Raw genomic sequence first — 20560 nt, 5'->3', positions numbered from 1 at the left:
TCAATTGGGTCTCTTTATCTTCATCAGAACCTCGACCGCTTCACGCTGCCAGGCGGCAAGCTGCTCCGCGTCGTTTTCTGCATCGGCCTGCCTGATGAGGTCCTGTAATTGCTGGTAGCGGATCTTCAACCGTTCTTTTCCGACCGCTTTGAGGCAGTCATCGAATATCTGGGCCGGATCATCGGCCAGAATCTGATCATCTTTTATTATGATACCTGATAACAAGCATTTTTGGGGCTCGCTCAAGACTTCCGAAAAGAGCCCCTGGTCGAACTCAAGACCCCGTTCACGGCAGGCGATCAAACTTTCGGCAACGGCACGGCAGTCTGGATTCGCAAAGAGCAGGTCGGGGGTCACTTCGGCCGCCTTGCGGCACCAGGCCTCATCGGCCTTCATTAAATGCAACAAGTATTCCTGTGCTTTTTGTCCGGCACTTTTTACCGTTTTCGGCACCTTCGCCTGCACAGCTCTCGGGCGATCCACAGGCTGCCGGGGTTCAACGATCTGGCCGGAAGACCGGCCAAGCCGGCTTTTAAGAAGCACTTCGTCCACCCCTGTGGTCCGTGCCAACTCCTTCAGATACAGGTCCCGCTCAATGGCCCCTGGCAGCAATTTCAGCTTGCCGAGAATTTCTTCAGCCGCCCGGGCCTTGCCTTCGATGCTGGGACCGTAATTCTCCATGCATGCCTCAATGAACACCTGAAGCCCGGGCCGGGCGGAAGCCATCCTGTTCCGCATGGCTTCCGCACCATGCCGGGCCAGAAAGGAGTCTGGATCCTCTCCCTCTTCCAAATCGACCATCGATACGGAGATGGCTTCCGGCAGCAGTACATCCATGGCCCGGAAGGCCGCCTTGCGTCCGGCCTTGTCCTGGTCGAACAGGAGCAGAAGGCGCTGGCAGTAGCGTTTGAGCAGCCGGGCATGGTCAGGGGTCAGGGCTGTGCCACACGTCGCCACGACATTTGTGAAGCCGGCCCGGTACAGGGCCAGATGGTCGAAATAGCCCTCGACCACGATCGCCTCGCCGCTGCGCCGCATGGCCTCGCGGGCCTGGTACAGGCCGTAAAGAATCTGTCCCTTGTGATAGATGGGCGATTCGGCCGAGTTGATGTACTTGGGCAGAGTGTCGTCCAGCACCCGCCCCCCGAAAGCCACCACCCGGCCGCGGCTGTCCTCGATGGGAAACAGCAGCCGCCCCCGGAACAGGTCGTAATCTTCCCGTCCTTCCCTGGAACGGATCAGACCGAGGACATCCCGCGCCCATTTGGGATCGAATCCCTTGCCGGCCAGATGCTCGGCCAGAGCCCGCCAGCGATCCGGTGCAAATCCGAGCCGAAACTGCCGCACCATGTCACCCTCGAAGCCGCGCTGGCGCAAATATCGTCGCCCCGCTGCTCCCTCGGGCTCCTCCAACAGCATACGGTGGTAAAATTCACAGGCCACTTCCGTGATCCGCAGCAGCCGCTCCCGCTCTTCCCGGCGCCGCTCCTCTTCGGGTGTGGCCTTTTCATCGGGGATGTCCACCCCCACTCGATCGGCCAGACGCCGGACTGCTTCCGGAAAGGACAGCCCTTCCATGCGCATCAGGAAGGAAAAAACATCCCCCCCGACCCCACAGCCGAAACAGTGAAAAAACTGCCGTGCCGCGTTGACGTTGAAGGAAGGCGTCTTTTCGGCATGGAAAGGGCAGAGGCCGAGATGATTGACCCCCGACCGCTTCAGGGGCAGGTAGGAGGAGATCAAATCGACGATATCGGCCCGATCCCGGATTTCCTGGATCGTATTTTCCGTAAAATGGCTGGCGGTCATCGACGCAACTGGACAACGGTTACATTGTCCCCTCCCTGGCCAATGGCCGCAGCGTGAAAGCCCTTGACTTCCTGGTGTCCGCGCAGATATTCCCGCACCGCCCGCCGCAGCACGCCCTCCCCGGCGCCGTGCACCACCTCCAGCTCTTCCATGTGGTGGAGCAGGCCGTCATCAACGAACCGTTCCAGCAGAACCAGGGCTTCGTCGACCCGTTTGCCCACCAGAACCAGCTTCGGGCTGAAACCGTCCCGCTCGATGCGGCTCCTCACCCCGCCGCCTCCGGGCGTAGCGGCGAAACGCCGCGGGGAAAACTGCTCGAGGGAGTCAAGAGGCAGGCGCAGCTTCTTTCCCTTAACGGAAAGTTCGGCCTGATCCCCTTGCAACTGAATCACCTCGCCCTCAGTCCGCAGGGTCGGAATCCGCAGCAGCTCTCCCACCCGGGGAGCAATCAGGGCTTTTTTCGGCCCGCTCGGTGCTTGCTTCGGACGCAGGGTTTCCCGCACCTCCCGGATCTCGCCGGTCAACCGTGCCTGCTCGGGCACATCGACGGTTTTCGCCGCCTCACGGAACAGCAATTTTATTTTCCGCTCGGCGTCCCGGACCAGTCGCTCGCCCTGTTGCTGAGCCTTGTTCAGGATGGACTGTTTCTGCTCCTCCAGTTCCAGCAGGAGTCGCTTCCGTTTCTCCCGCTCTTCCCGGGCCCGGCCCTTGAAGCGGTGGGCCTCCTCGAGCTGTTGTTCGAGCTCGTGCTGTTGCCGGTTGACCTTCTCGATGAGTTCGAGACCCGTTCGCTCCCCTTCGCCGAGATAACTCTCCGCCCGGGCCAGGACCTTGTCGGAGAGGCCGAGCCGCCGGGCAATGGTGAAAGCCTTGCTGGCCCCTGGGATGCCGTAATGGAGACGGTAGGTCGGGGCCAGGGTCACGGCGTCGAACTCCACCGCCGCGTTTTCCACCCGCTCTTCGAGCAGGGCGTAGCTCTTTACCAGGTTGAGATGGGTGGTCACCAGGGTTTTGGCCCCGATTTCCCGCAACTCGTCAAGGACCGCCATGGCCAGGGCGCCCCCCTCGGCCGGATCGGTCCCGGTGCCCACCTCGTCCAGCAGCACCAGGGACCGGTTGTCGGCCCGGCTCAGTATCCGCTGGATGCGCGCCAGGTGACCTGAAAAGGTTGACAGGCTCTGCTCGATACTCTGCTCATCGCCGATGTCGGCAAAAACACGGTCGAACAGGAAAATTCGGCTGTTCTCCCGGCAGGGCAGATGCAGTCCGGACCGGACCATCAGCACCAGCAGGCCGGCCGTTTTCAGCGCCACACTCTTGCCGCCGGTGTTCGGACCGCTGATCACAAGCGTGTCCTTTTCTACTCCGAGCCGCAGGTCGATCGGAACAGCGGTATGGCCACGGGGAGTGCCGTCTGGCTCGAACATCAGCAGCGGGTGACGGGCGCCGTACAGCTCGATCAATGGAGAACTGCTAAGCCTGGGGGCCACGCCGTCGCACAGCCGGGAGAAATGCGCTGCTGCAGCTTTGAAATCAAGTCGGGCCAGGATTTCCTGGTTGCGCTGCAGTCCTGCCGCATTTTGCCGCACCAGGTCGGCAAGCCGCCGCAGGATACGCTCCTCCTCCCGCTGTTCGGCGCGGAGCTGGGCCTGAAGCTGATTGTTCCAGTCGAGGACCGCGGTCGGCTCCAGGAACAGGGTCTGTCCGCTGGCCGATTCGTCATGGACGAAACCCTTGATTCGCCCCCGATGATCGGCTCTTACCGGCACCACGTAACGGCCATTGCGTTCGGTGATCAGGCGATCCTGGAAAACCCCTTCATAGCGCTCTGCCATCAGCAGGTCTTCCAGGGACTTCCTGATCCTCGCACGCAGGCGACGGATTTCGTAACGCAGGTCACCCAGCTCGAAGGAGGCGCTGTCCAGGATTTCTCCCCGGCTGCCGATGCTTTCCCCGATCCGGGCCCGCAAGAGGGAGCAGGGATCGAGCTGTGCTCCGAGAGCGGTGAGCAGCGGGGTCTCCGGCCGGCCGGCGAGATAGGCCCGGCATTCCCGGGCAGCATCGATGCTCGACGACACCTCCAGCAAGGTTTCGGCAGTCAGCCAGGCGCCTTCGGTCCGTACCTGCCGCAGGGCATCCCGCAGGTCGCGGCTGCCACCGACGGGAGGACGGCGGATCTCTTCCAGCAGTGCCCGCATCTCGGAGACTTCGGCCAGCCCCTCGGAGACGGCGTTGGTGCCTTCCAGCGGCTGCATCTCCAAAGCAAGATCCCGCCCGGGGGCGGTGGCGCAGAATCCCGCCAGCAATTGCCTGACCTTGTCATACTCCAGAACCCGGAGGGTTTCGTCGATCATTGGCTCCCTGAATGTTTCAACCTTACCGGCAGACCGACAGATCAGATCTGTTTCGTGATGTTGCCATCCCTGGTCTGCATCTCCCGGTTGCCGGCAGCTTCCCGCCCCTGCTGGAGCAGGATTTCGCCGAAGCGGACAAAAGGCGGTGCCAGTTGCGACTGATCGAAAACGTTCCGAGCGATCTGCGGCAGTGGGCTGCGATTCAGGGCGAACAGCACCAGGGTCGCCAGCAACCCTCCCTGCACCAGCCCGAACAGACCGCCGGCCACCCGGTTAAAACCGCCCAAAAACAGCAACTTAACGAACCGCGACAGCAGAAAACCAAGCAGACCAAAGAAAACGACCGTCAGCAGAAACAGGGCGACGAAGGCGATAATGATGCAGGCCTTGGCCGGCCAGCCCAGGACGTCGACCAGCAGTTCGGCCAGGGGGGCATGATAGCGTACAGCCAGAAAAAGCCCGCCGAACAGCCCCGCCAGGGAGCAGAGCTCCCGGAGCAGGCCGCGGAACAATCCTTTGAGCACGAATACAGCCAGCATCGCCAGTATGGTGATATCCAGCAGGTTCATTCCGGACCTCCCCGGCCGATCGGATTCAGCCCGAAAGGCGCTCCTTCACCATCTCGCTGACCACCTTGCCGTCAGCCCTCCCCTTGGTCTGGGCACTGACAACCTTCATCACCCGCCCCATATCCTTCTGCGAGGAGGCGCCAAGCTCGGCTATGGTCTCGTCTATGAGCGTCCCCAGCTCTTCCAGACTCAGTTGCGCCGGGAGATATTCCTGCAGAATCGCCAGTTCGGCTTCTTCCTTTTCCGCCAGTTCCGGGCGCTGGTTATCGCGATAGACCTGAGCCGATTCCTTGCGCTGCTTGACCAACGAACTCAGGACGTCGATCACTCCTGCGTCATCCAGTTCCTGGCGGGCATCGATCTCCCGATTCTTGATCGCCGACCGGATCAGTCGGATAGTGCTCAGGCGCAGGGAGTCCTTGGCCTTCATGGCCTCTTTCATTGCGTCGTTCAACCGCTCCTTAAGGCTCATCTGTCCCTATCCTTTGTGAAAGCACAAAAAGGCGACCGGCTGACCGGCCCCCTCCCGATAAACGGTTTATTATACGAAAGACCAACCACAAAAGAAACGGCTATTTCGAAGGGGGCTCCGGTGCAGCAGCGTTTCGGCCAGCCTTTTCCTCGATCCCCGACAGGCCGAACCGTCGCCGCAGCTCGGCGTAGATCCGTTCCGGGGGCAAATCATAATATCCGAGCAGCACCAGCACATGAAAGAACAGATCGGCCGTCTCGTACACCACAGAATCGACGTCGCCACCCTTGCCGGCGACAGCCGTCTCCGTCGCTTCCTCTCCGATCTTGCCGAGTATCTTGTCCAACCCTTTCGCATACAATGAGGCAACATACGATTTTTCGGAAGGATTGTCCCTGCGGTCCTGAATCACCTGGTAGATGGCGGCCAGAATATCCCGAGTCACTGCGATGGAATCTGCAGAAGATTCGTCCTGCCACAACAACGTTTTGAAGGCGTCAAAACCCTGCCCCTCCTGCTCGACCAGCAGCAGAAGACAGTCATCGCCGCAGCTCAGACGCGCCTCCCGCACGCGCTGGCCGGCCCCCGGTTTCGGTTGGACGACTTTGCCGGCGGACCGGGAATAGCGGTGCAGCAAGCCTGTTGCCTGCGTCATCTCGACCGCCTCGGCATTGAGGTAGGAAAGCATCACTTCGCCGCTCGCGGCGTTGCGCACGATGGCCGGGATCAGACCGTCTCCGTCGAATTTGAGTCGGGCAAGGGACATCTATTCCTCCCCCTAAAGGCGCGCCGGAACGCCGCGCGCCAGCAGGTATTCCTTGCATTCGCGGATGGTATATTCGCGAAAATGAAAGATGCTGGCGGCCAGAGCAGCGCTGGCGCCGCCTTCGGTCAGGCCCTGATAGATGTGTTCGAGATTGCCGACACCGCCGGAAGCGATGACCGGAATCGAAACCTGGTCGCTGATGGTGCGGGTCAGGGCCAGGTCGTATCCGTCCCTGGTGCCATCGCAGTCCATGGAGGTGAGCAGAATCTCACCCGCTCCATAATCGGCCATCCTCTCGGCCCAGGCGACGGCGTCGATCCCGGTAGGGTTTCGGCCGCCGTGGGTATAGACCTCCCAGGCCTGGGGATCGGAACCGGTAACCCTGCGGGCATCGATGGCCACCACGATGCACTGGGATCCGAAGCGTTCAGCCGCCTCCCGAACGAATTCGGGACGATGCACCGCGGCGGTATTGATCGAAACCTTATCGGCTCCGGCATTGAGCAGGTTGCGGATATCTGCAATCTCGCGGATGCCGCCGCCAACCGTCAGGGGCATGAAAACCCGCTCGGCTGTGCGGGCCACCACGTCAAGAATGATGTTCCGCTTGTCGCTGGAGGCGGTGATGTCGAGAAAGGTCAGTTCGTCAGCTCCCTGCTCATCATAGGCTTCGGCAGCTTCGACCGGATCCCCGGCGTCGCGCAGCTCCAGAAACTGCACCCCCTTGACCACTCTTCCGTCCTTTACGTCCAGACAAGGTATGATTCGTTTGGTCAGCATGGTTGATGTCTCAAAATAAGTACGCCCGGGGGCGATTTCAAGGTTTGAATAAATTTTTTGTTGCTCGTTGCTGGTTGCTGGTTGCTGGTTGCTAGTAAAGATTTTACTAGCCCCTAGCCACCAGCAACGAGCTACTGCTTTTTAGTCATCGCCACCGCGGCGCGCAGGTCGAGGCTGCCGTTGTAGAGGGCCTTGCCGGTGATGACCCCGGATACGCCGCTGGATTCGATGGCCATCAGCCGGGAGATATCGTCCAGGCAGGAAACTCCGCCCGAGGCGATTACCGGAATGGAGATGGCTTCGGCCAGTTGCCGGGTGGCCTCGATGTTGGGTCCCTGCATCATGCCGTCGCGGGCGATATCCGTGTAGATGATCGCCTCAACGCCGTAGCCTTCCAATTCCTTGGCCAGTTCCGTGGCCCGTTTTTCCGTGACGTCGGCCCAGCCGCGCACCGCCACCAGGCCGTCCTTGGCGTCGATGCCGACCACGATGCGGCCGGGAAACAGACGGCAGGCCTCGGCCACCAGCGCCGGATTCTCCTTGGCCACCGTGCCAAGGATGACCCGGCCGACCCCGAGGTCGAGATAGGCTTCCACCGTCGCCAGGTCGCGGATGCCGCCGCCGAGCTCGGTGGGCATGGAAACCGCCTCGACGATGGCCCTGATCGCCTCCCCGTTGCGGGGCACGCCGGCAAAGGCGCCGTCCAGGTCGACGATATGCAGCAGTTCGCCCCCCTGCTCCTGCCAGATCAGCGCCTGGCCGGCAGGATCATCGCTGTAGACGGTATCCTTGTCCATGAGCCCCTGTTCAAGTCGGACGCAACGGCCCTCTTTCAGGTCGATAGCGGGAATGACGATCATTGGTTTCCTTTCCTTAGGGCAAGGGCACACGGACTGACACGGACTGACACTGACGAACATGGACGAACATGGACAAGTTTTGGTCCGTGCAGGTCCGTGACAGTCCGTGTGCGTCCGTGTGCCCTGCTCTTTGACGATCTTCTTTCGCTCTGGTTTACAACCTGCCGAAGTTCTCCAAAATCCGCAGCCCCACCTGCTGGCTCTTTTCCGGATGAAACTGGGTAGCCATAACGTTGTCCCGCCAGATGCTGGAGCAGAAGGTCATGCCGTAGTCGGTGGTGCTGGAAACCACGGCCCGATCCTCCGGGTCGACATAATAGGAGTGGACAAAGTAGACCGATTCGCCTCCGGCCAACCCCTGGAACAAGGGCGATTGGCTGCGGATGTCGATCTGGTTCCAGCCCATGTGCGGAACCTTGAGGGGAACCCCCGCCGATTGCAGCTCTGCCGGGAACCGCCTCACCCGTCCTGGGATGATATCCAACCCTTGGTGCAGGCCAAATTCCTCGCTTTCGGTGAACAGCAGCTGCAGCCCGAGACAGATGCCCAGGAAGGGTTTTCCAGAGTCGACATGCCGCAGGATCGGTTCGATGAAACCGCCGTCGCGGAGGTTGTCCATGCAGTCCTGAAAGGCGCCGACGCCCGGCAGAACCAGCCGGTCGGCCCCCTCGATCAGTTTCGGGTCATCGGTCACCCGCGCGTCGAAACCGACCTTTTCGAAGCCCTTCTGCACGCTCCGCAGGTTGCCCATGCCGTAATCGATGATGACGATCCGCTTGCTCATGCTACTCCAGCTTCCCCTTGGTCGACATTACCCCGGAGATCCGGGCATCGAACCCGGTAGCCTGATCGAGGGCCCGGGCAAAGGCCTTGAAGATGGCCTCGATGATATGGTGTAGGTTGTCGCCGTAATCCACGGTGACATGGACATTGGCTCCGGAATGGTTGCAGAAGGCGACGAAAAACTCTTCGACCAGTTCGACATCGAAGGTCCCGACCTTTGCCTTGGGCAGATCGGCCTTGAAGATCAGATGCGGGCGCCCGGAAAAATCGACATCCACGGTAGCCAGGGCCTCATGCATCGGCACCCGCCCATGGCCGTAGCGCCGGATGCCGGCCTTGTCGCCGAGGGCCTGCTTGAAGGCTTCGCCGAGACAGATGCCGAGGTCCTCGACCGTGTGGTGGTCGTCGACCTCCACGTCCCCTTCCGCCTGGATCTCGAGATCGAAAAAACCGTGTTTCGCCAGCAGGCAGAGCATGTGGTCGATGAAGGGCACGGGCGTGGCGATTTTGCCACTGCCTTTACCATCCAGCGCCAGCGTCAGCTTGATCCGGGTCTCCCGGGTCTGACGATCGATCATCGCGGTGCGTGTCATGTCGCTCCCCCCTTTCAATAGTTCCCGGCTCTTACCCTCTGAGCCGGATGGATACCGAACGTCCATGGGCATCGAGCCCTTCCAGCCCCGCCAGGTGCACGACAGCATCGCCGAGCCGCTCCAATCCGGCGCGGCTCATGGAAATGATGCTCGACTTTTTGACAAAATCCTCAACTCCCAGAGGAGAGAAGAATCTCGCCGTCCCGCCGGTGGGCAGGGTGTGATTGGGTCCGGCCAGGTAATCGCCTGCCGCCTCAGGGGTATGATGCCCCATGAAAACTGCCCCCGCATGCCGGATTTTCGGCAAAATGGCGAAGGGGTCGTCGACGGCCAGTTCGAGATGCTCCGGAGCGATGCGGTTGCTGAAAGCGATCGCTTCCTCCAGATCGCCCGCCACGATGATCGCCCCGTAACGGTCTATGGAACGCCGCGCGATCTCCTGCCGGGGCAGTGCTGCGAGCTGTTCCTGCAGACTCTGGCGCACCTTGCCGGCGAAATCGTCGCTGGTGGTGACCAGCACGCTGGATGCCAGTTCGTCGTGCTCGGCCTGGGACAGCAGGTCGGCGGCAATATGGGACGGTTCACCGCTGCCGTCGTTGATCACCAGGATTTCGCTGGGGCCTGCGATCATGTCGATGTCGACCTGACCGAAAACCTGCTTCTTGGCTGTGGCCACATAGATGTTGCCGGGGCCGGTGATCTTGTCGACCCGGGGAACACTTTCGGTGCCGAAGGCCAGGGCCGCTACCGCCTGGGCCCCACCGATGCGGAAGATACGATCGACCCCCGCCAGTTCCGCTGCGGCCAGCACGTGGGGATTGACCTCCCCACCCGGCATCGGCACCACCATGATGATCTCCCCGACCCCGGCAACTTTGGCCGGGATGGCGTTCATCAGCACCGATGAAGGGTAGCTGGCCTTGCCGCCAGGGACATAGATGCCGACCCGGTCGAGGGGCCGGACCATCTGACCGAGAAGCAGGTCCTCCTCATCAGTGGACAGCCAGGACTTTTCCTTTTGCCGGGCATGGAAACGTTCTATCCGTTCGGCCGCCAGGCGCAGGCAGGCCAGGGATTCAGGGCTCACGGAAACCAATGCCTGGCGGCGTTCAGCGGGCGTGACCTCCAGGGTGGCGGGTGACAATTCCAGGCCGTCGAACCGGGCGGTATAGGCACACAACGCTGCATCGCCCTCCTGACGAACGGCGGCAACGATCTCCCGGACGGCTTCCTCCACTCCTTGCGGCGGCGCTTCGCCGCGGGCAATGATCGCCTGCAGAGCACTCTCGAAGCCGGGATCGTCAAAACGCAATATCTGGATCATGCCCCCTGCCCTTCCTCTTTTTTCCTGCCCCTCAGCCGGCAATGACCGGTTTTTCTCCGATAACCTGCTCCAGATCCGCAATAATGCGGCTGATGCGACTGTGCTTGGTCTTAAGGCTGGCCCTGTTGACGATCAGCCGGCTGGTAATATCGGCGATGGTTTCAACCTCCACCATACCGTTGTCCCGCAGGGTAGCGCCGGTAGATACCAGGTCGACGATCCGCTCGGCCAGCCCCACCAGAGGCGCCAGCTCGATGGACCCGTACAGTTTGATAATTTCCACCTGTACTCCTCGGGCAGCGAAATATCGCTCGGTGACGGCCGGGTACTTGGTCGCCACCCGGATATTGGACCAGCTGGCCGGGTCCTCCTCTGCCAGCAGTTCCTTCGGTTCGGCCACTACCAGGCGGCAGTAGCCGAATTTCAGATCGAGGGGCTCATAAAGGTCCTTCCCCTGCTCAAGCAGGGTATCCTTGCCCACTACGCCCAGATCGGCGCAGCCGTATTCCACGTAGGTGGGCACGTCCGTCGCACGCACCGCCATGAAACGGAACTTGCTTTCAGGGTTTTCGAACACCAGCTTGCGGCTGTCCCCGGCCATCTCCGGACAGGTGATGCCGATCTTGCCGAACAGCTCCATCGAATCCTGCATGATGCGCCCCTTCGGCAGGGCAAAGGTGATGTAATCGCTCATTGTTTTAGAACCTTTAAAAAATCGGTGGCTGGTTGCTCGTGGCTGGCGACTGGTAAATTCAAAACCAACTACGAGCTACCAGCAACTAACTACTGCCCCTAACTATTCCTTCACCCGCTCGATTTCGGCGCCGAGCAGTCGGAATTTTTCCTCGAGCCGCTCGTATCCGCGGTCGAGATGGTAGATCCGGGACACCTCGGTAGTGTTGTCTGCGGCCAGGCCGGCCAGCACCAGGCTGGCGCTGGCTCGCAGATCAGTGGCCATAACCGGCGCACCCAGCAAGGTTTTGACCCCGCGGACCGTGGCCGTCGACCCTTCGATGGTGATGTCCGCACCCATGCGCTGCAGTTCGCAAACGTGCATGAAGCGGTTTTCGAAGACGTTTTCGGTAATGACGCTGGTCCCCTCGGCGAGAGTCATCAGGGCCATGAACTGAGCCTGCATGTCGGTGGGGAAACCGGGATGAGGCCGGGTCTTGATATTGACAGACTGGATATGCCGCGGCCCCTTGATCCGCAGTCCCCCCTCCTCCTCGATCACCTCGACTCCGGCTTCAAGAAGTTTGGCGACAAGGGGCTCGACATGTCCGGGACGGGCCCCACTGACCTTGACGTTGCCCCGGGTCATGGCTGCGGCGACCATGAAGGTGCCGGCCTCGATGCGGTCGGGCATGACGGAGAAATCCATTGGCCGCAGCTCGTCCACCCCTTCGATGACGATCCGGTCGGTTCCGGCCCCCTCGATGCGGGCGCCCATGCCGACCAGGGCCTCGGCGAGATCGACGATCTCGGGCTCGCAGGCGGCATTTTCCAGCACCGTCGTCCCCCTGGCGAGGGTAGCGGCCATCATCAGGTTTTCAGTACCGCCGACGGTGGGAATGTCGAGATAGATACGGGCGCCCTGCAGTCGCCGGGCACGGGCTTCGACATAGCCGTGATCGAGTTCGATCCGCGCCCCCATCGCCTCCAGCCCCTTGAGGTGAAGGTTGATCGGCCGGGCGCCGATGGCGCATCCGCCGGGAAGACTGACCCGGGCATGACCGAGACGGGCCAGCAGAGGTCCGAGCGCCAGAACGGAAGCGCGCATGGTCTTGACCAGATCGTAGGGAGCTTCAACGCTGCGAATGTTTTCAGCATCGATGGCAAAACGGTCGCCCGTTCGCGAAACGTCGGCTCCGAGCACCGCAAGCAGCTTGCCCGCGGTGGAGATGTCCCGCAGATCGGGAACATTGGCCAGTTGATGGATACCGGGAGCCAGGAGTGTACCGAACAAAAGAGGCAAGGCGGAGTTTTTCGCTCCGCTGACCTGAACTTCGCCTTTCAGGCGTCGTCCGCCGTGAATGATGATCTTGTCCAACTGTTACCGCCTTTTTTAAAGCATGGGGCCTATGGGTCTTATGAGTCCCACAGGTCCTATGAAAATCTCAGATCCGGCGCCCCCCCACTACCCGGGGGATGCCGCCATAGTCATCTCGGCTGAAAACCTCCTTCAGACCGGACTTTTCGAACAGCTCTCGAATCATCGGCACCTGGCCGATTCCCGCCTCCACCAGCAGCCAACCGCCGGGACGCAGCCGGCTGCCGGCCTGGCCGGCCAGCAGCCGATAGCAATCGAGACCGTCCTCGCCGCCGTCCAGAGCCGATGACGGCTCGTACGCCCGCACCTCGGGCATCAGTCCTGCCAGATCGTCCGTGGGAATATAGGGCGGATTGGCTACAATCAGGTCGAAAGGTCCGTCCGGCAATCGGACCATGTCAATTTGCTGGAATTCGATCCGTCCGGCAAGTCCATTACGCTCGGCGTTATTCGCCGCCACGGCAAGGGCTTCGGCAGACGTGTCAATGGCAACCAGACTGGCTTTGGGAAGTTCATGGGCCAGAGCGACGGCAATGGCGCCGCTGCCGGTTCCAACGTCGAGAATCCTCCCCTCCGCCGGCACCCTGGCAAGGGCTTCTTCCACCATAACCTCGGTATCCGGACGGGGAATCAGGACCGCCGGAGTGACCTCGAAGGGCAGGGACCAGAATTCCGTCCGGCCGAGAATATACTGCAGCGGCTCACGCCGCGACCGGCGTCCCACCATCTGACGGTAGGCGCTCAGCTCCACCGCATCGAGGGGCCGATCGTAATTGAGATAGAGGCCGACCCGGTCCAGCTTCAGCACTTCGGCCAGCATCAGTTCGGCGTCCAGGCGCCCGTTGTCCACGCCCTTGTCCTTGAGATAATCCGCAGTCCATTGCAGGACCTTCAGGACTGTCCAGGTTTCTTTAGTGCCTGCCAAATCAGGCCTCCTGGCCGGCCAGCGCCTCACTCTGAAAATAGGTGCCGAGGGCCTCGATGAGTTCGTCGAGATTTCCCTGCATGATGCTTTCGAGCTTGTAAAGGGTCAGGCCAATTCGGTGGTCGGTGCATCTGCCCTGGGGGAAATTGTAGGTGCGGATGCGCTGGGAACGGTCTCCGCTGCCCACCTGCCCCTTGCGGTCGGCGGCCATTTTGGTCTCCTGTTCGGCCTGCAGGCTGTCGAGTATCCTTGACTGCAGAACCTTCATCGCCTTGGCCTTGTTCTTGTGCTGGGATTTTTCATCCTGGCAGGACACCACAACTCCGGTGGGGATGTGGGTGATGCGTACTGCCGATTCGGTCTTGTTGACATGCTGTCCACCCGCACCCGAGGCGCGATAGACGTCGATCCGCAGATCGCTGGGATCGATCTCCACGTCCACATCCTCGGCTTCGGGGAGAACGGCCACGGTGCAGGCCGAGGTATGAATTCGCCCCTGGGCCTCGGTCTCAGGGACTCTCTGCACGCGGTGTGTGCCGCTTTCGTATTTGAGCCGGGAATAGACCCGCTGCCCGCTGACAAGAGCGATCACTTCCTTGAAGCCACCGGCATCGGCATCGGATACGCTGATCAGTTCGACCCGCCAGCCCTTGTTTTCAGCATATCGCGAATACATGCGGAAAAGATCGGCGGCGAACAGCGCCGCCTCTTCACCTCCGGTACCGGCGCGAATCTCCAGGATGACGTTCTTTTCGTCCTTGGGATCCTTCGGCAGCAAAAGCACCTTGAGCCGCTGCTCCAGCTCGATCCTACGGTTTTCCAGTTCGGGCAATTCGAGGCGGGCCATTTCCTTCAATTCGGAATCGCCGTCCTCGAGCAGTTCCCGTAATCCGGCAAGCTCTCCGCAAATCCCGCGGTAATCGGTATAGGCTTCGACCACCGCCGACAGGTCGGCATGTTCCTTGGTCAAATCCCTGAATCGACTCTGCTGGGAAACCACTTTCGGATCGGAAAGCAGAGCTTCCACCTCGCGAAAGCGATCCACCACTTCTTCAAGCTTGCTGAATATCGGATCCACGCGAATAATCCCAGTAAACGGCACCAAGCCAAGACCCTTGGCCGGGAAATTTCTAGAGATCGGCGAATTCCCTGCGGACTTCGTCGATGGCGCCACAGCTCATTCGCCCCTCGGGACAAGGCCCTGTCAGGCATCCCGGGCCTGCGGCAGCGAACAGGAGCGGAGCCGCGGTCCGCGCCAGACGCAGCATCTCGGTAGCCATCTCCCTGATCTCCCATTGCGCCCGACGGCAGCAGCGCAATCCGAAAAAATGCAGCAGTTCCCGGGCATTCATGGTCATCACCAGCTTGGTCTGAGCGGCATTGGGCAACACAAACCGGGCATCTTCGGCCGGAATCCCCGCCTCCAGCAGGTCCCGGTAAAGAAGGTGAATCTCTTCCAGAAGGGCGTCGTAACGCTGAAGAAGATCCGGTTTTTCAGAGATCGAGGGCGGCGTGACGGCGGCGAATAGTTCCTTATGGGAAACGTAGCGCTGACTCTGCTGGGAATAGGACGCCAGACGGTGTCGTACCAGCTGATGGGAGCAGGCCCGGCTGATGCCTTCGATACCGAAGGTAAAAGAGGCATGTTCGAGAACCGAGAGGTGACCCAGGGAAAGAATCTTCTCCAGCAAACGGCCGCGCTCATCCTCATTCTGCTCCAGCAAACGGTCTATACCTGAGGCCGAATAGCAGAGGCGGGCGGCGGCCGCCACAATCCGCTCGGGATCAGGGGTGTGCTGCAAAAGCTGAACGAACATGATCCTCTCGGTTTATCATACGGGGCGAAAAGCCCCGGCCGGGCCAGTATATGGCGGCGGGCAGAATGCCCGACCGAGGAAAACCCATAAAAAAGAGACGGCCCCGGAGGGCCGTCTCCGACACTTGTTCGATCTCCTGACTACTTCTTCTCGTACTTCTTGCGGAACCTTTCGATCCGCCCTTCGGTATCGAGCAGCTTCTGCTTGCCGGTAAAGAAGGGGTGGCAAGCGGAGCAGATTTCCGTAAGAATTTCGCCGCCCTTTTTCGTGGAGCGGGTCTCAAAGGCATTGCCGCAGTGACACTTGACATTGACAGCGTCGTAAGCGGGGTGAATTCCTTCTTTCATCTTTTTTCTCCTTGGGGTTCTGGTTGGCCCGGTTTTGATATTCGGGTTATACAGAACCGGAATCTTGGCCAGGAAAGGCAAAGGTTGATTTTTAGCAGTTTCAGTCGTTTTCTGCAAGCTTTTTATGAGAAGGCCCGACCCTGGATGCATCAGTGCCTTACTGGTTCATCGATTCGAAAAATTCCTGGTTGGTCTTGCTTGCGGACAGTTTTTCCAGGAGAAATTCCATGCTGTCCACGACGTTCATGGCCGAGAGGACTTTGCGCAACAGCCAGATACGCTGCAGCGTAGTCGGTTCGACCAGGAGCTCCTCCCGACGGGTGCCTGATTTATTGATGTCGATGGCGGGAAATACGCGCTTGTCGACCAGACGGCGGTCGAGCTGCAACTCCATGTTGCCGGTTCCCTTGAACTCCTCGAAAATCACCTCGTCCATCTTGCTGCCGGTATCGATGAGGGCAGTGGCGATAATGGTCAGGCTCCCTCCCTCCTCGATGTTGCGCGCCGCACCGAAAAACCGCTTCGGCTTATGCAGGGCATTGGAATCGACGCCCCCCGAGAGGATCTTGCCGCTGGGCGGGACCACCGTGTTGTAGGCCCGGGCAAGTCGGGTAATGGAGTCGAGCAGGATCACCACGTCACGCTTGTGCTCGACCAGGCGTCGGGCCTTTTCGATGACCATTTCCGCCACCTGCACATGGCGGGTCGCCGGCTCATCGAAGGTGGAGGAGATTACCTCCCCCTTGACCGAACGCTGCATGTCCGTCACCTCTTCAGGCCGTTCGTCGATGAGCAGAACGATCAGGTACACCTCCGGATGGTTAGTGGTGATGGAATTGGCGATATTCTGCAGCAGCATGGTCTTGCCGGTTCGCGGCGGTGCCACGATCAGGCCCCTCTGTCCCTTGCCGATGGGGGTGGCGATGTCCATGACCCGCATGGAGAGATTGTCCGGCTCCGTTTCCAGCCCGATCCGTTCTTCCGGATAGAGCGGCGTCAGGTTGTCGAAGAGAGTCTTGTCGCGGGCAACGGCGGGATTCTCGAAATTGACTTCGGCCACCTTGAGCAGGGCGAAATAACGCTCACCCTCTTTTGGTGGGCGAATCTGGCCGCTCACCGTGTCCCCGGTGCGCAGATTGAAGCGGCGGATCTGGGAGGGGGATACGTAGATATCATCAGGGCCGGGGAGATAGTTGGCATCGGGAGCACGCAGGAATCCGAAACCGTCGGGCAGTATCTCCAAAACCCCTTCGCCGAAGATGGCGCCATTTTTTTCAGCGGTGGAATTGAGGATGGCGAAAATCAGGTCCTGCTTGCGCATGCCGGAGGCGCCATCCAGCTTCAGGTCCTTCCCGATCTGCACCAGGTCACCTATCTTCTTTTCTTTAAGTTCTTTCAGGTTCATGAATTCTCCTCAAACAAGGATTCGGCACGGCAAACTGCATAAAGCCGCGCCGTTTGGCGCCCTTATCAGTCGGCCTGTCAATTCTCTGAGTCGTTTTCGTCAATTCAATAAATGAATAAGATGCAAGATTTGAATCAGGGCTGTATCAACCGTCTATGCGCTATCCGGAATGATGATGGAATTAAGGCGGGATATATTCCTCAAGCCCGGGCTGTCAATATGTTGCTGTTCTTCAAATTCTCCCGGCGGGCGTGCGTCAAGCCAACCCCGGCTCCTGGATGCGCACAGCAAAGACCTTGCCAAATATGGGGATGCAGAAGGCGCAAACGGTTTCAAGGGAAAACCCGGCATTGACCGCCTGCGGCCATAATGACATTTTTTCGGGCAGGACTCGACACACCGCATGGTCCTGGCCGTTTTTCTGTCGATTCGGATAAATAAGCTTCAATTCAAGCTCAAATGGAATTCCGCTGTCAGCCTGTGTGTTTTTATCTGAGTAAGGTGAGCTTCCGAAAGGATTTGGAAAAAGAGCGACGTGGCCGAAGATATCGGCTCTGATTGTTCTATCTACCCTTTTTGCCTCAACGTGTCAATCGATTATTTTTCCTCGCCCCCTTGAGCCGGACGCCCTCTTGCCACCAAGGGCGCCAAGGGTCGGGTCAGGGTACATCACAACCTGAACCAGGACCTTCCGGAAGAATTTGTTCGATTATAGCAGATTTAAAAAGCATTTTTGGCTACGGCACAGAAAAAGAGGTCCCAGGCCGGCCCCGGACAGTCTGCGCCATCCGGGGCCGGCAAATCGGTCCTTTTCAAGTCCGTGCAGATTATTGCTGCTGATTCTCCTGGGGACTCTTAGCAAAAGGATTCAGCATGCCGGGCTTGAGGTATCCCGCCATCTCCTGGAACAGCTCCTGGTAGGGGTGCGGCAGCTTGGTCTTCTGAAACCAGTTGGTCCCGGGTTCGGTCAAAGCGCGTTCCAGACCTGCAATGGTGACGAAGTGAACCGGTACCTGATCGGTCTTGTTATAGTGGGCTTCGTCGAAATTCGGATATTGCAGCGACAGAAAAGGTTCGCTGACCAGACCGAAGTATTCCCACAGGGGTTCCCCGCTGGGCAGGACAACCAGGGCACTGGCCTGAATTCCGTTATAGGGCGATTCCAGATAGGTGAGGCGGGTGCGGTCCCACCTCCTCTCGACGCGGTTGGTACCGTTGAGAACCACCAGCAGCAGGGCATCCACGGCGTTCTGGCGACAGAGCTCGGCAGCGGTCTCGGGACTGATCATGTAATGGTAGCGAGGGCCTTCGGGATTTTTCCGCACCGACCGGTTGCGGATCAGCCTGCCATACAGTTGCTGGGGGTCCGCGGAAATCGCCCGCACATCGAAATAACTTTTCTTTTCTCTCAGCAGCTCAACCAGGTAAGGGTGGCGGCCCGTATTGTGCCGCTGCAGCAAAGCCAGTACCTGCTGAGGCTCGGGATGTTCGATGGTCGACTGTTCGTCCACCATCAACGGCAGGACTCCGAGGGTTTTTACCTCTTCGCGATACTCCTCCTTGGGCACCTTGAAAAAAGACTGACAGGCGGTCAAAGAAACGAGCAATATCAGCATTATCAGTGAACGCAGCATGGATTCAACTCCTCCTCTTGTTTTTCAGTTCACCCGGGAAAACCGGGCAGAATCGACCCGAATAACCGTTGGCGCGCAGATTCTACCATAAATACTTCTTTCGCAATCCCAAAATAAAGGGACATCTGAAACGAAAGGACAGCCAGTTGACAGGGCCGGCGGAAGTGTTTTAATTTTCCGACGTCGTTATTTTAATCGAATTCGGTACTTATTTATTGCGCAGATAATCCGGGAGGTCGTTTTGAAATCATCGCTCTTTGCCCTCACCTTCGGCCCCCTTCTGCTGATCGGCCTTTTTACTGCCGCCGTGGAAGCAGCCACTCTCGAACCCCTCGGAATGCAGGATGCGGAGCTTCTGTCCAAAAATGAGGCCGAGTTCCGAATCGGCTTTTCCTACAGCCATGACCTGCACAACCTTTTTCAGTCCGAGCACCACGATCGCCGCCTTGCCGAATTGCCCGCGCTGTCGCTCAATCTCGGTCTCGGGGAACGGGTTGAGGGACAGATGGCCTACAGCTACCTCTATCTGCAAAAGGACGGACAGGACGACAAATGGGGCAGCGGCGATCTCACCCTGGGTCTCAAGGTGAGACTTTGGCAGGAATCATTCATGATTCCTGCTTTGGCCCTGCGTCTGGCAACAAAATTACCGAATGCCGATGAGAAAGACGATTTCGGAACCGATGAGGCCGACATATTCCTCGACTTTCTGGCGACGCGCAACTTTCCGGAATTTTCGATCTACCTTAATCTCGGTCTGGCCATCCTCGGTGATCCCCGGGAAGGATACAGCGGGCAGGATGACGCCATCCGCTACGCCCTCGGTCTGCGTCTGCCGCTGATTGAGGACGCTCTCGATGCCCTGTTGTCCATTGAAGGGATGGAGTCCTCCATCAACAGCCGAGGTGCGTTGAGAGCCGGCCTTCAGATGCCTCTCGGAACCTTTCTCTGGGATTTCGGCGGCAGCATCGGCTATCACAGCAAAAGCGAGGACTGGAGCCTGCGCACCGGCCTGACCATCCCCTTCAGTCTCTCCGACACCTGGTAATTATCTTTTTCATCCCTCGACCGGGACTGCTGATCTGTTTGGCACCCGGTCGAGGGAAAAATGCTCGACTCCCCAGGCCAGGACTTCAACGGGAGAACCGCTCAGGCTCTCTGGCACAGGCTGTCCGAGAAACTCCAACGCCTGCCGCAGCAGATTTCCCCGGTCGGATTCTCCGGCAATGCCAAGGGCTCCGTGCCTTTTGCTGATTTTTTCACCTTGCGGGGTCAAGGCCAGGGGTAGATGAATATAATCGGGGATTGGGTAGCCGAGGCAGGCCTGCAGAAAAATCTGCCGGGGGGTCGAAAGAAGCAGATCCTCGCCCCGCACGACCTGATTCACTCCGCTTTCGGCATCGTCCACAACCACTGCCAGCTGATAGGCGAACATTCCATCGGCCCGACGCAGCACAAAATCCCCAACCGCGCTTTGCAAACACTGTTCCCGCCGGCCGAAAACACCATCGACAAAACAGATGCGGCGATCGGGAACCCTGAGGCGTAGCGACCTGGGGCGGCGCCCTTCGGCCAATCCGGAGCGGCAGGTTCCGGGATAGACCGGACCTTCTTCCCCGGGGTGAGGGGCGCTCGCCAGAATCTCTTTCCGGCTGCAGCCGCAGGCATAAAGAAGATCCTTTTCCTGCAAAACCTCCAAGGCCGCCTGGTAATGCCCGGTCCGCCGGCTCTGATAAAAGACTTCCCCGTCCCAGGCTAGCCCCAGGCATTCAAGGGTGCGCAGGATGTCGTCGGCCGCACCGGGCATCACCCGCGGGGTGTCCAGATCCTCGATTCGCACCAGCCACTTTCCTCCTGCCTGCCGGGCAAGACAAAAACTGCCCAGGGCTGCAGTCAAAGAACCGAAATGCAGGGGACCGGTCGGGCTCGGGGCGAAACGGCCGATTATTTCACAGGACTTTTGGGTTGCATACATGGCGAAGACCCCCAAACCTGGCCGGGGCAGGGAGAGAAAGGACTGTAAAGGCAGGTACGGCAAACATCGTGCATAATGACGCCGTTCAGGGCGCTCT

20 protein-coding genes are annotated in these 20560 nt (G+C 59.7%); 1 reads left to right on the top strand and 19 read right to left on the bottom strand.

The annotated features are described in order from the left end of the window. The 18 genes from dnaG to R2940_17125 form a co-directional block, all read right to left on the bottom strand. Positions 1-1809, bottom strand: a complete 1809-nt coding sequence (gene dnaG / locus R2940_17210; GenBank protein MEZ4601531.1) for a DNA primase — start codon at positions 1807-1809, stop codon at positions 1-3. Further along, on the bottom strand, positions 1806-4163 hold the full coding sequence (locus tag R2940_17205; protein ID MEZ4601530.1) for an endonuclease MutS2: 2358 nt from the start codon (positions 4161-4163) through the stop codon (positions 1806-1808). Before R2940_17205 ends, dnaG begins: the two co-directional genes overlap by 4 nt. Before the next feature lie 41 nt (positions 4164-4204). Then, complete coding sequence (locus R2940_17200) at positions 4205-4732, bottom strand: CvpA family protein (GenBank protein ID MEZ4601529.1); 528 nt, start codon at positions 4730-4732, stop codon at positions 4205-4207. Between the two features lie 25 nt (positions 4733-4757). Beyond that, complete coding sequence (locus R2940_17195) at positions 4758-5204, bottom strand: GatB/YqeY domain-containing protein (GenBank protein ID MEZ4601528.1); 447 nt, start codon at positions 5202-5204, stop codon at positions 4758-4760. A 100-nt stretch (positions 5205-5304) separates the two neighbouring features. Next, positions 5305-5970: a phosphoribosyl-ATP diphosphatase gene (locus R2940_17190; protein ID MEZ4601527.1), complete on the bottom strand. Its 666-nt coding sequence runs from the start codon at positions 5968-5970 to the stop codon at positions 5305-5307. Between the two features lie 12 nt (positions 5971-5982). Further along, positions 5983-6750 (bottom strand): imidazole glycerol phosphate synthase subunit HisF, encoded by a 768-nt coding sequence (gene hisF, locus R2940_17185; protein MEZ4601526.1) that lies wholly within the window; start codon positions 6748-6750, stop codon positions 5983-5985. Between the two features lie 131 nt (positions 6751-6881). Then, a complete protein-coding gene (hisA, locus tag R2940_17180) occupies positions 6882-7610 on the bottom strand; it encodes a 1-(5-phosphoribosyl)-5-[(5-phosphoribosylamino)methylideneamino]imidazole-4-carboxamide isomerase (protein MEZ4601525.1) in 729 nt (242 codons plus the stop codon). A 154-nt stretch (positions 7611-7764) separates the two neighbouring features. Beyond that, positions 7765-8394 (bottom strand): imidazole glycerol phosphate synthase subunit HisH, encoded by a 630-nt coding sequence (hisH, locus tag R2940_17175; GenBank protein ID MEZ4601524.1) that lies wholly within the window; start codon positions 8392-8394, stop codon positions 7765-7767. 1 nt (position 8395) lies between these two features. Next, positions 8396-8986, bottom strand: coding sequence for an imidazoleglycerol-phosphate dehydratase HisB (hisB, locus tag R2940_17170; protein ID MEZ4601523.1), 591 nt, complete (start codon positions 8984-8986; stop codon positions 8396-8398). A 31-nt stretch (positions 8987-9017) separates the two neighbouring features. Next, positions 9018-10310 carry a histidinol dehydrogenase gene (gene hisD / locus R2940_17165; protein MEZ4601522.1) on the bottom strand — a complete coding sequence of 431 codons (1293 nt, stop codon included), beginning with the start codon at positions 10308-10310 and terminating at the stop codon, positions 9018-9020. A gap of 31 nt (positions 10311-10341) precedes the next feature. Then, entirely contained in the window at positions 10342-11004 is a 663-nt protein-coding gene (hisG, locus tag R2940_17160) for an ATP phosphoribosyltransferase (protein ID MEZ4601521.1), read from the bottom strand. Between the two features lie 102 nt (positions 11005-11106). Further along, complete coding sequence (gene murA, locus R2940_17155; protein ID MEZ4601520.1) at positions 11107-12360, bottom strand: UDP-N-acetylglucosamine 1-carboxyvinyltransferase; 1254 nt, start codon at positions 12358-12360, stop codon at positions 11107-11109. 67 nt (positions 12361-12427) lie between these two features. Continuing rightward, positions 12428-13285 (bottom strand): peptide chain release factor N(5)-glutamine methyltransferase, encoded by an 858-nt coding sequence (gene prmC / locus R2940_17150; GenBank protein ID MEZ4601519.1) that lies wholly within the window; start codon positions 13283-13285, stop codon positions 12428-12430. A gap of 1 nt (position 13286) precedes the next feature. Then, positions 13287-14363: a peptide chain release factor 1 gene (gene prfA, locus R2940_17145; GenBank protein ID MEZ4601518.1), complete on the bottom strand. Its 1077-nt coding sequence runs from the start codon at positions 14361-14363 to the stop codon at positions 13287-13289. A gap of 52 nt (positions 14364-14415) precedes the next feature. Further along, the gene (thyX, locus tag R2940_17140; GenBank protein ID MEZ4601517.1) at positions 14416-15102 is read right to left on the bottom strand and encodes an FAD-dependent thymidylate synthase; all 687 of its coding nucleotides are present in this window, start codon (positions 15100-15102) and stop codon (positions 14416-14418) included. Between the two features lie 140 nt (positions 15103-15242). After that, on the bottom strand, positions 15243-15449 hold the full coding sequence (gene rpmE, locus R2940_17135) for a 50S ribosomal protein L31 (protein MEZ4601516.1): 207 nt from the start codon (positions 15447-15449) through the stop codon (positions 15243-15245). 157 nt (positions 15450-15606) lie between these two features. Next, positions 15607-16854 carry a transcription termination factor Rho gene (rho, locus tag R2940_17130; protein MEZ4601515.1) on the bottom strand — a complete coding sequence of 416 codons (1248 nt, stop codon included), beginning with the start codon at positions 16852-16854 and terminating at the stop codon, positions 15607-15609. A gap of 827 nt (positions 16855-17681) precedes the next feature. Beyond that, entirely contained in the window at positions 17682-18488 is an 807-nt protein-coding gene (locus R2940_17125) for a hypothetical protein (GenBank protein ID MEZ4601514.1), read from the bottom strand. Positions 18489-18729: 241 nt separating this feature from the next. Here R2940_17125 and R2940_17120 point away from each other — a divergent pair, with 241 nt between their 5' ends. After that, complete coding sequence (locus R2940_17120) at positions 18730-19536, top strand: transporter (protein ID MEZ4601513.1); 807 nt, start codon at positions 18730-18732, stop codon at positions 19534-19536. A 9-nt stretch (positions 19537-19545) separates the two neighbouring features. Here the strand turns inward: R2940_17120 and gluQRS are convergent, their stop codons facing one another. Next, complete coding sequence (gene gluQRS, locus R2940_17115; protein MEZ4601512.1) at positions 19546-20463, bottom strand: tRNA glutamyl-Q(34) synthetase GluQRS; 918 nt, start codon at positions 20461-20463, stop codon at positions 19546-19548. Between the last annotated feature and the right edge of the window lie 97 nt (positions 20464-20560).

The organism is Syntrophotaleaceae bacterium (assembly GCA_041390365.1).
Lineage (GTDB): Bacteria > Desulfobacterota > Desulfuromonadia > Desulfuromonadales > Syntrophotaleaceae > JAWKQB01.
Note: the sequence above shows the minus strand (reverse complement) of the source record. Positions and strands in the feature narration are given on the sequence as shown.

What these genes read in the sequence shown, in the direction of transcription:
- dnaG (MEZ4601531.1), bottom strand. Translation starts at nt 1,809, where the DNA reads ATGACCGCCAGCCATTTTACGGAAAATACGATCCAGGAAATCCGGGAT.
- R2940_17205 (MEZ4601530.1), bottom strand. Translation starts at nt 4,163, where the DNA reads ATGATCGACGAAACCCTCCGGGTTCTGGAGTATGACAAGGTCAGGCAA.
- R2940_17200 (MEZ4601529.1), bottom strand. Translation starts at nt 4,732, where the DNA reads ATGAACCTGCTGGATATCACCATACTGGCGATGCTGGCTGTATTCGTG.
- R2940_17195 (MEZ4601528.1), bottom strand. Translation starts at nt 5,204, where the DNA reads ATGAGCCTTAAGGAGCGGTTGAACGACGCAATGAAAGAGGCCATGAAG.
- R2940_17190 (MEZ4601527.1), bottom strand. Translation starts at nt 5,970, where the DNA reads ATGTCCCTTGCCCGACTCAAATTCGACGGAGACGGTCTGATCCCGGCC.
- hisF (MEZ4601526.1), bottom strand. Translation starts at nt 6,750, where the DNA reads ATGCTGACCAAACGAATCATACCTTGTCTGGACGTAAAGGACGGAAGA.
- hisA (MEZ4601525.1), bottom strand. Translation starts at nt 7,610, where the DNA reads ATGATCGTCATTCCCGCTATCGACCTGAAAGAGGGCCGTTGCGTCCGA.
- hisH (MEZ4601524.1), bottom strand. Translation starts at nt 8,394, where the DNA reads ATGAGCAAGCGGATCGTCATCATCGATTACGGCATGGGCAACCTGCGG.
- hisB (MEZ4601523.1), bottom strand. Translation starts at nt 8,986, where the DNA reads ATGACACGCACCGCGATGATCGATCGTCAGACCCGGGAGACCCGGATC.
- hisD (MEZ4601522.1), bottom strand. Translation starts at nt 10,310, where the DNA reads ATGATCCAGATATTGCGTTTTGACGATCCCGGCTTCGAGAGTGCTCTG.
- hisG (MEZ4601521.1), bottom strand. Translation starts at nt 11,004, where the DNA reads ATGAGCGATTACATCACCTTTGCCCTGCCGAAGGGGCGCATCATGCAG.
- thyX (MEZ4601517.1), bottom strand. Translation starts at nt 15,102, where the DNA reads ATGTTCGTTCAGCTTTTGCAGCACACCCCTGATCCCGAGCGGATTGTG.
- rpmE (MEZ4601516.1), bottom strand. Translation starts at nt 15,449, where the DNA reads ATGAAAGAAGGAATTCACCCCGCTTACGACGCTGTCAATGTCAAGTGT.
- rho (MEZ4601515.1), bottom strand. Translation starts at nt 16,854, where the DNA reads ATGAACCTGAAAGAACTTAAAGAAAAGAAGATAGGTGACCTGGTGCAG.
- R2940_17125 (MEZ4601514.1), bottom strand. Translation starts at nt 18,488, where the DNA reads ATGCTGCGTTCACTGATAATGCTGATATTGCTCGTTTCTTTGACCGCC.
- gluQRS (MEZ4601512.1), bottom strand. Translation starts at nt 20,463, where the DNA reads ATGTATGCAACCCAAAAGTCCTGTGAAATAATCGGCCGTTTCGCCCCG.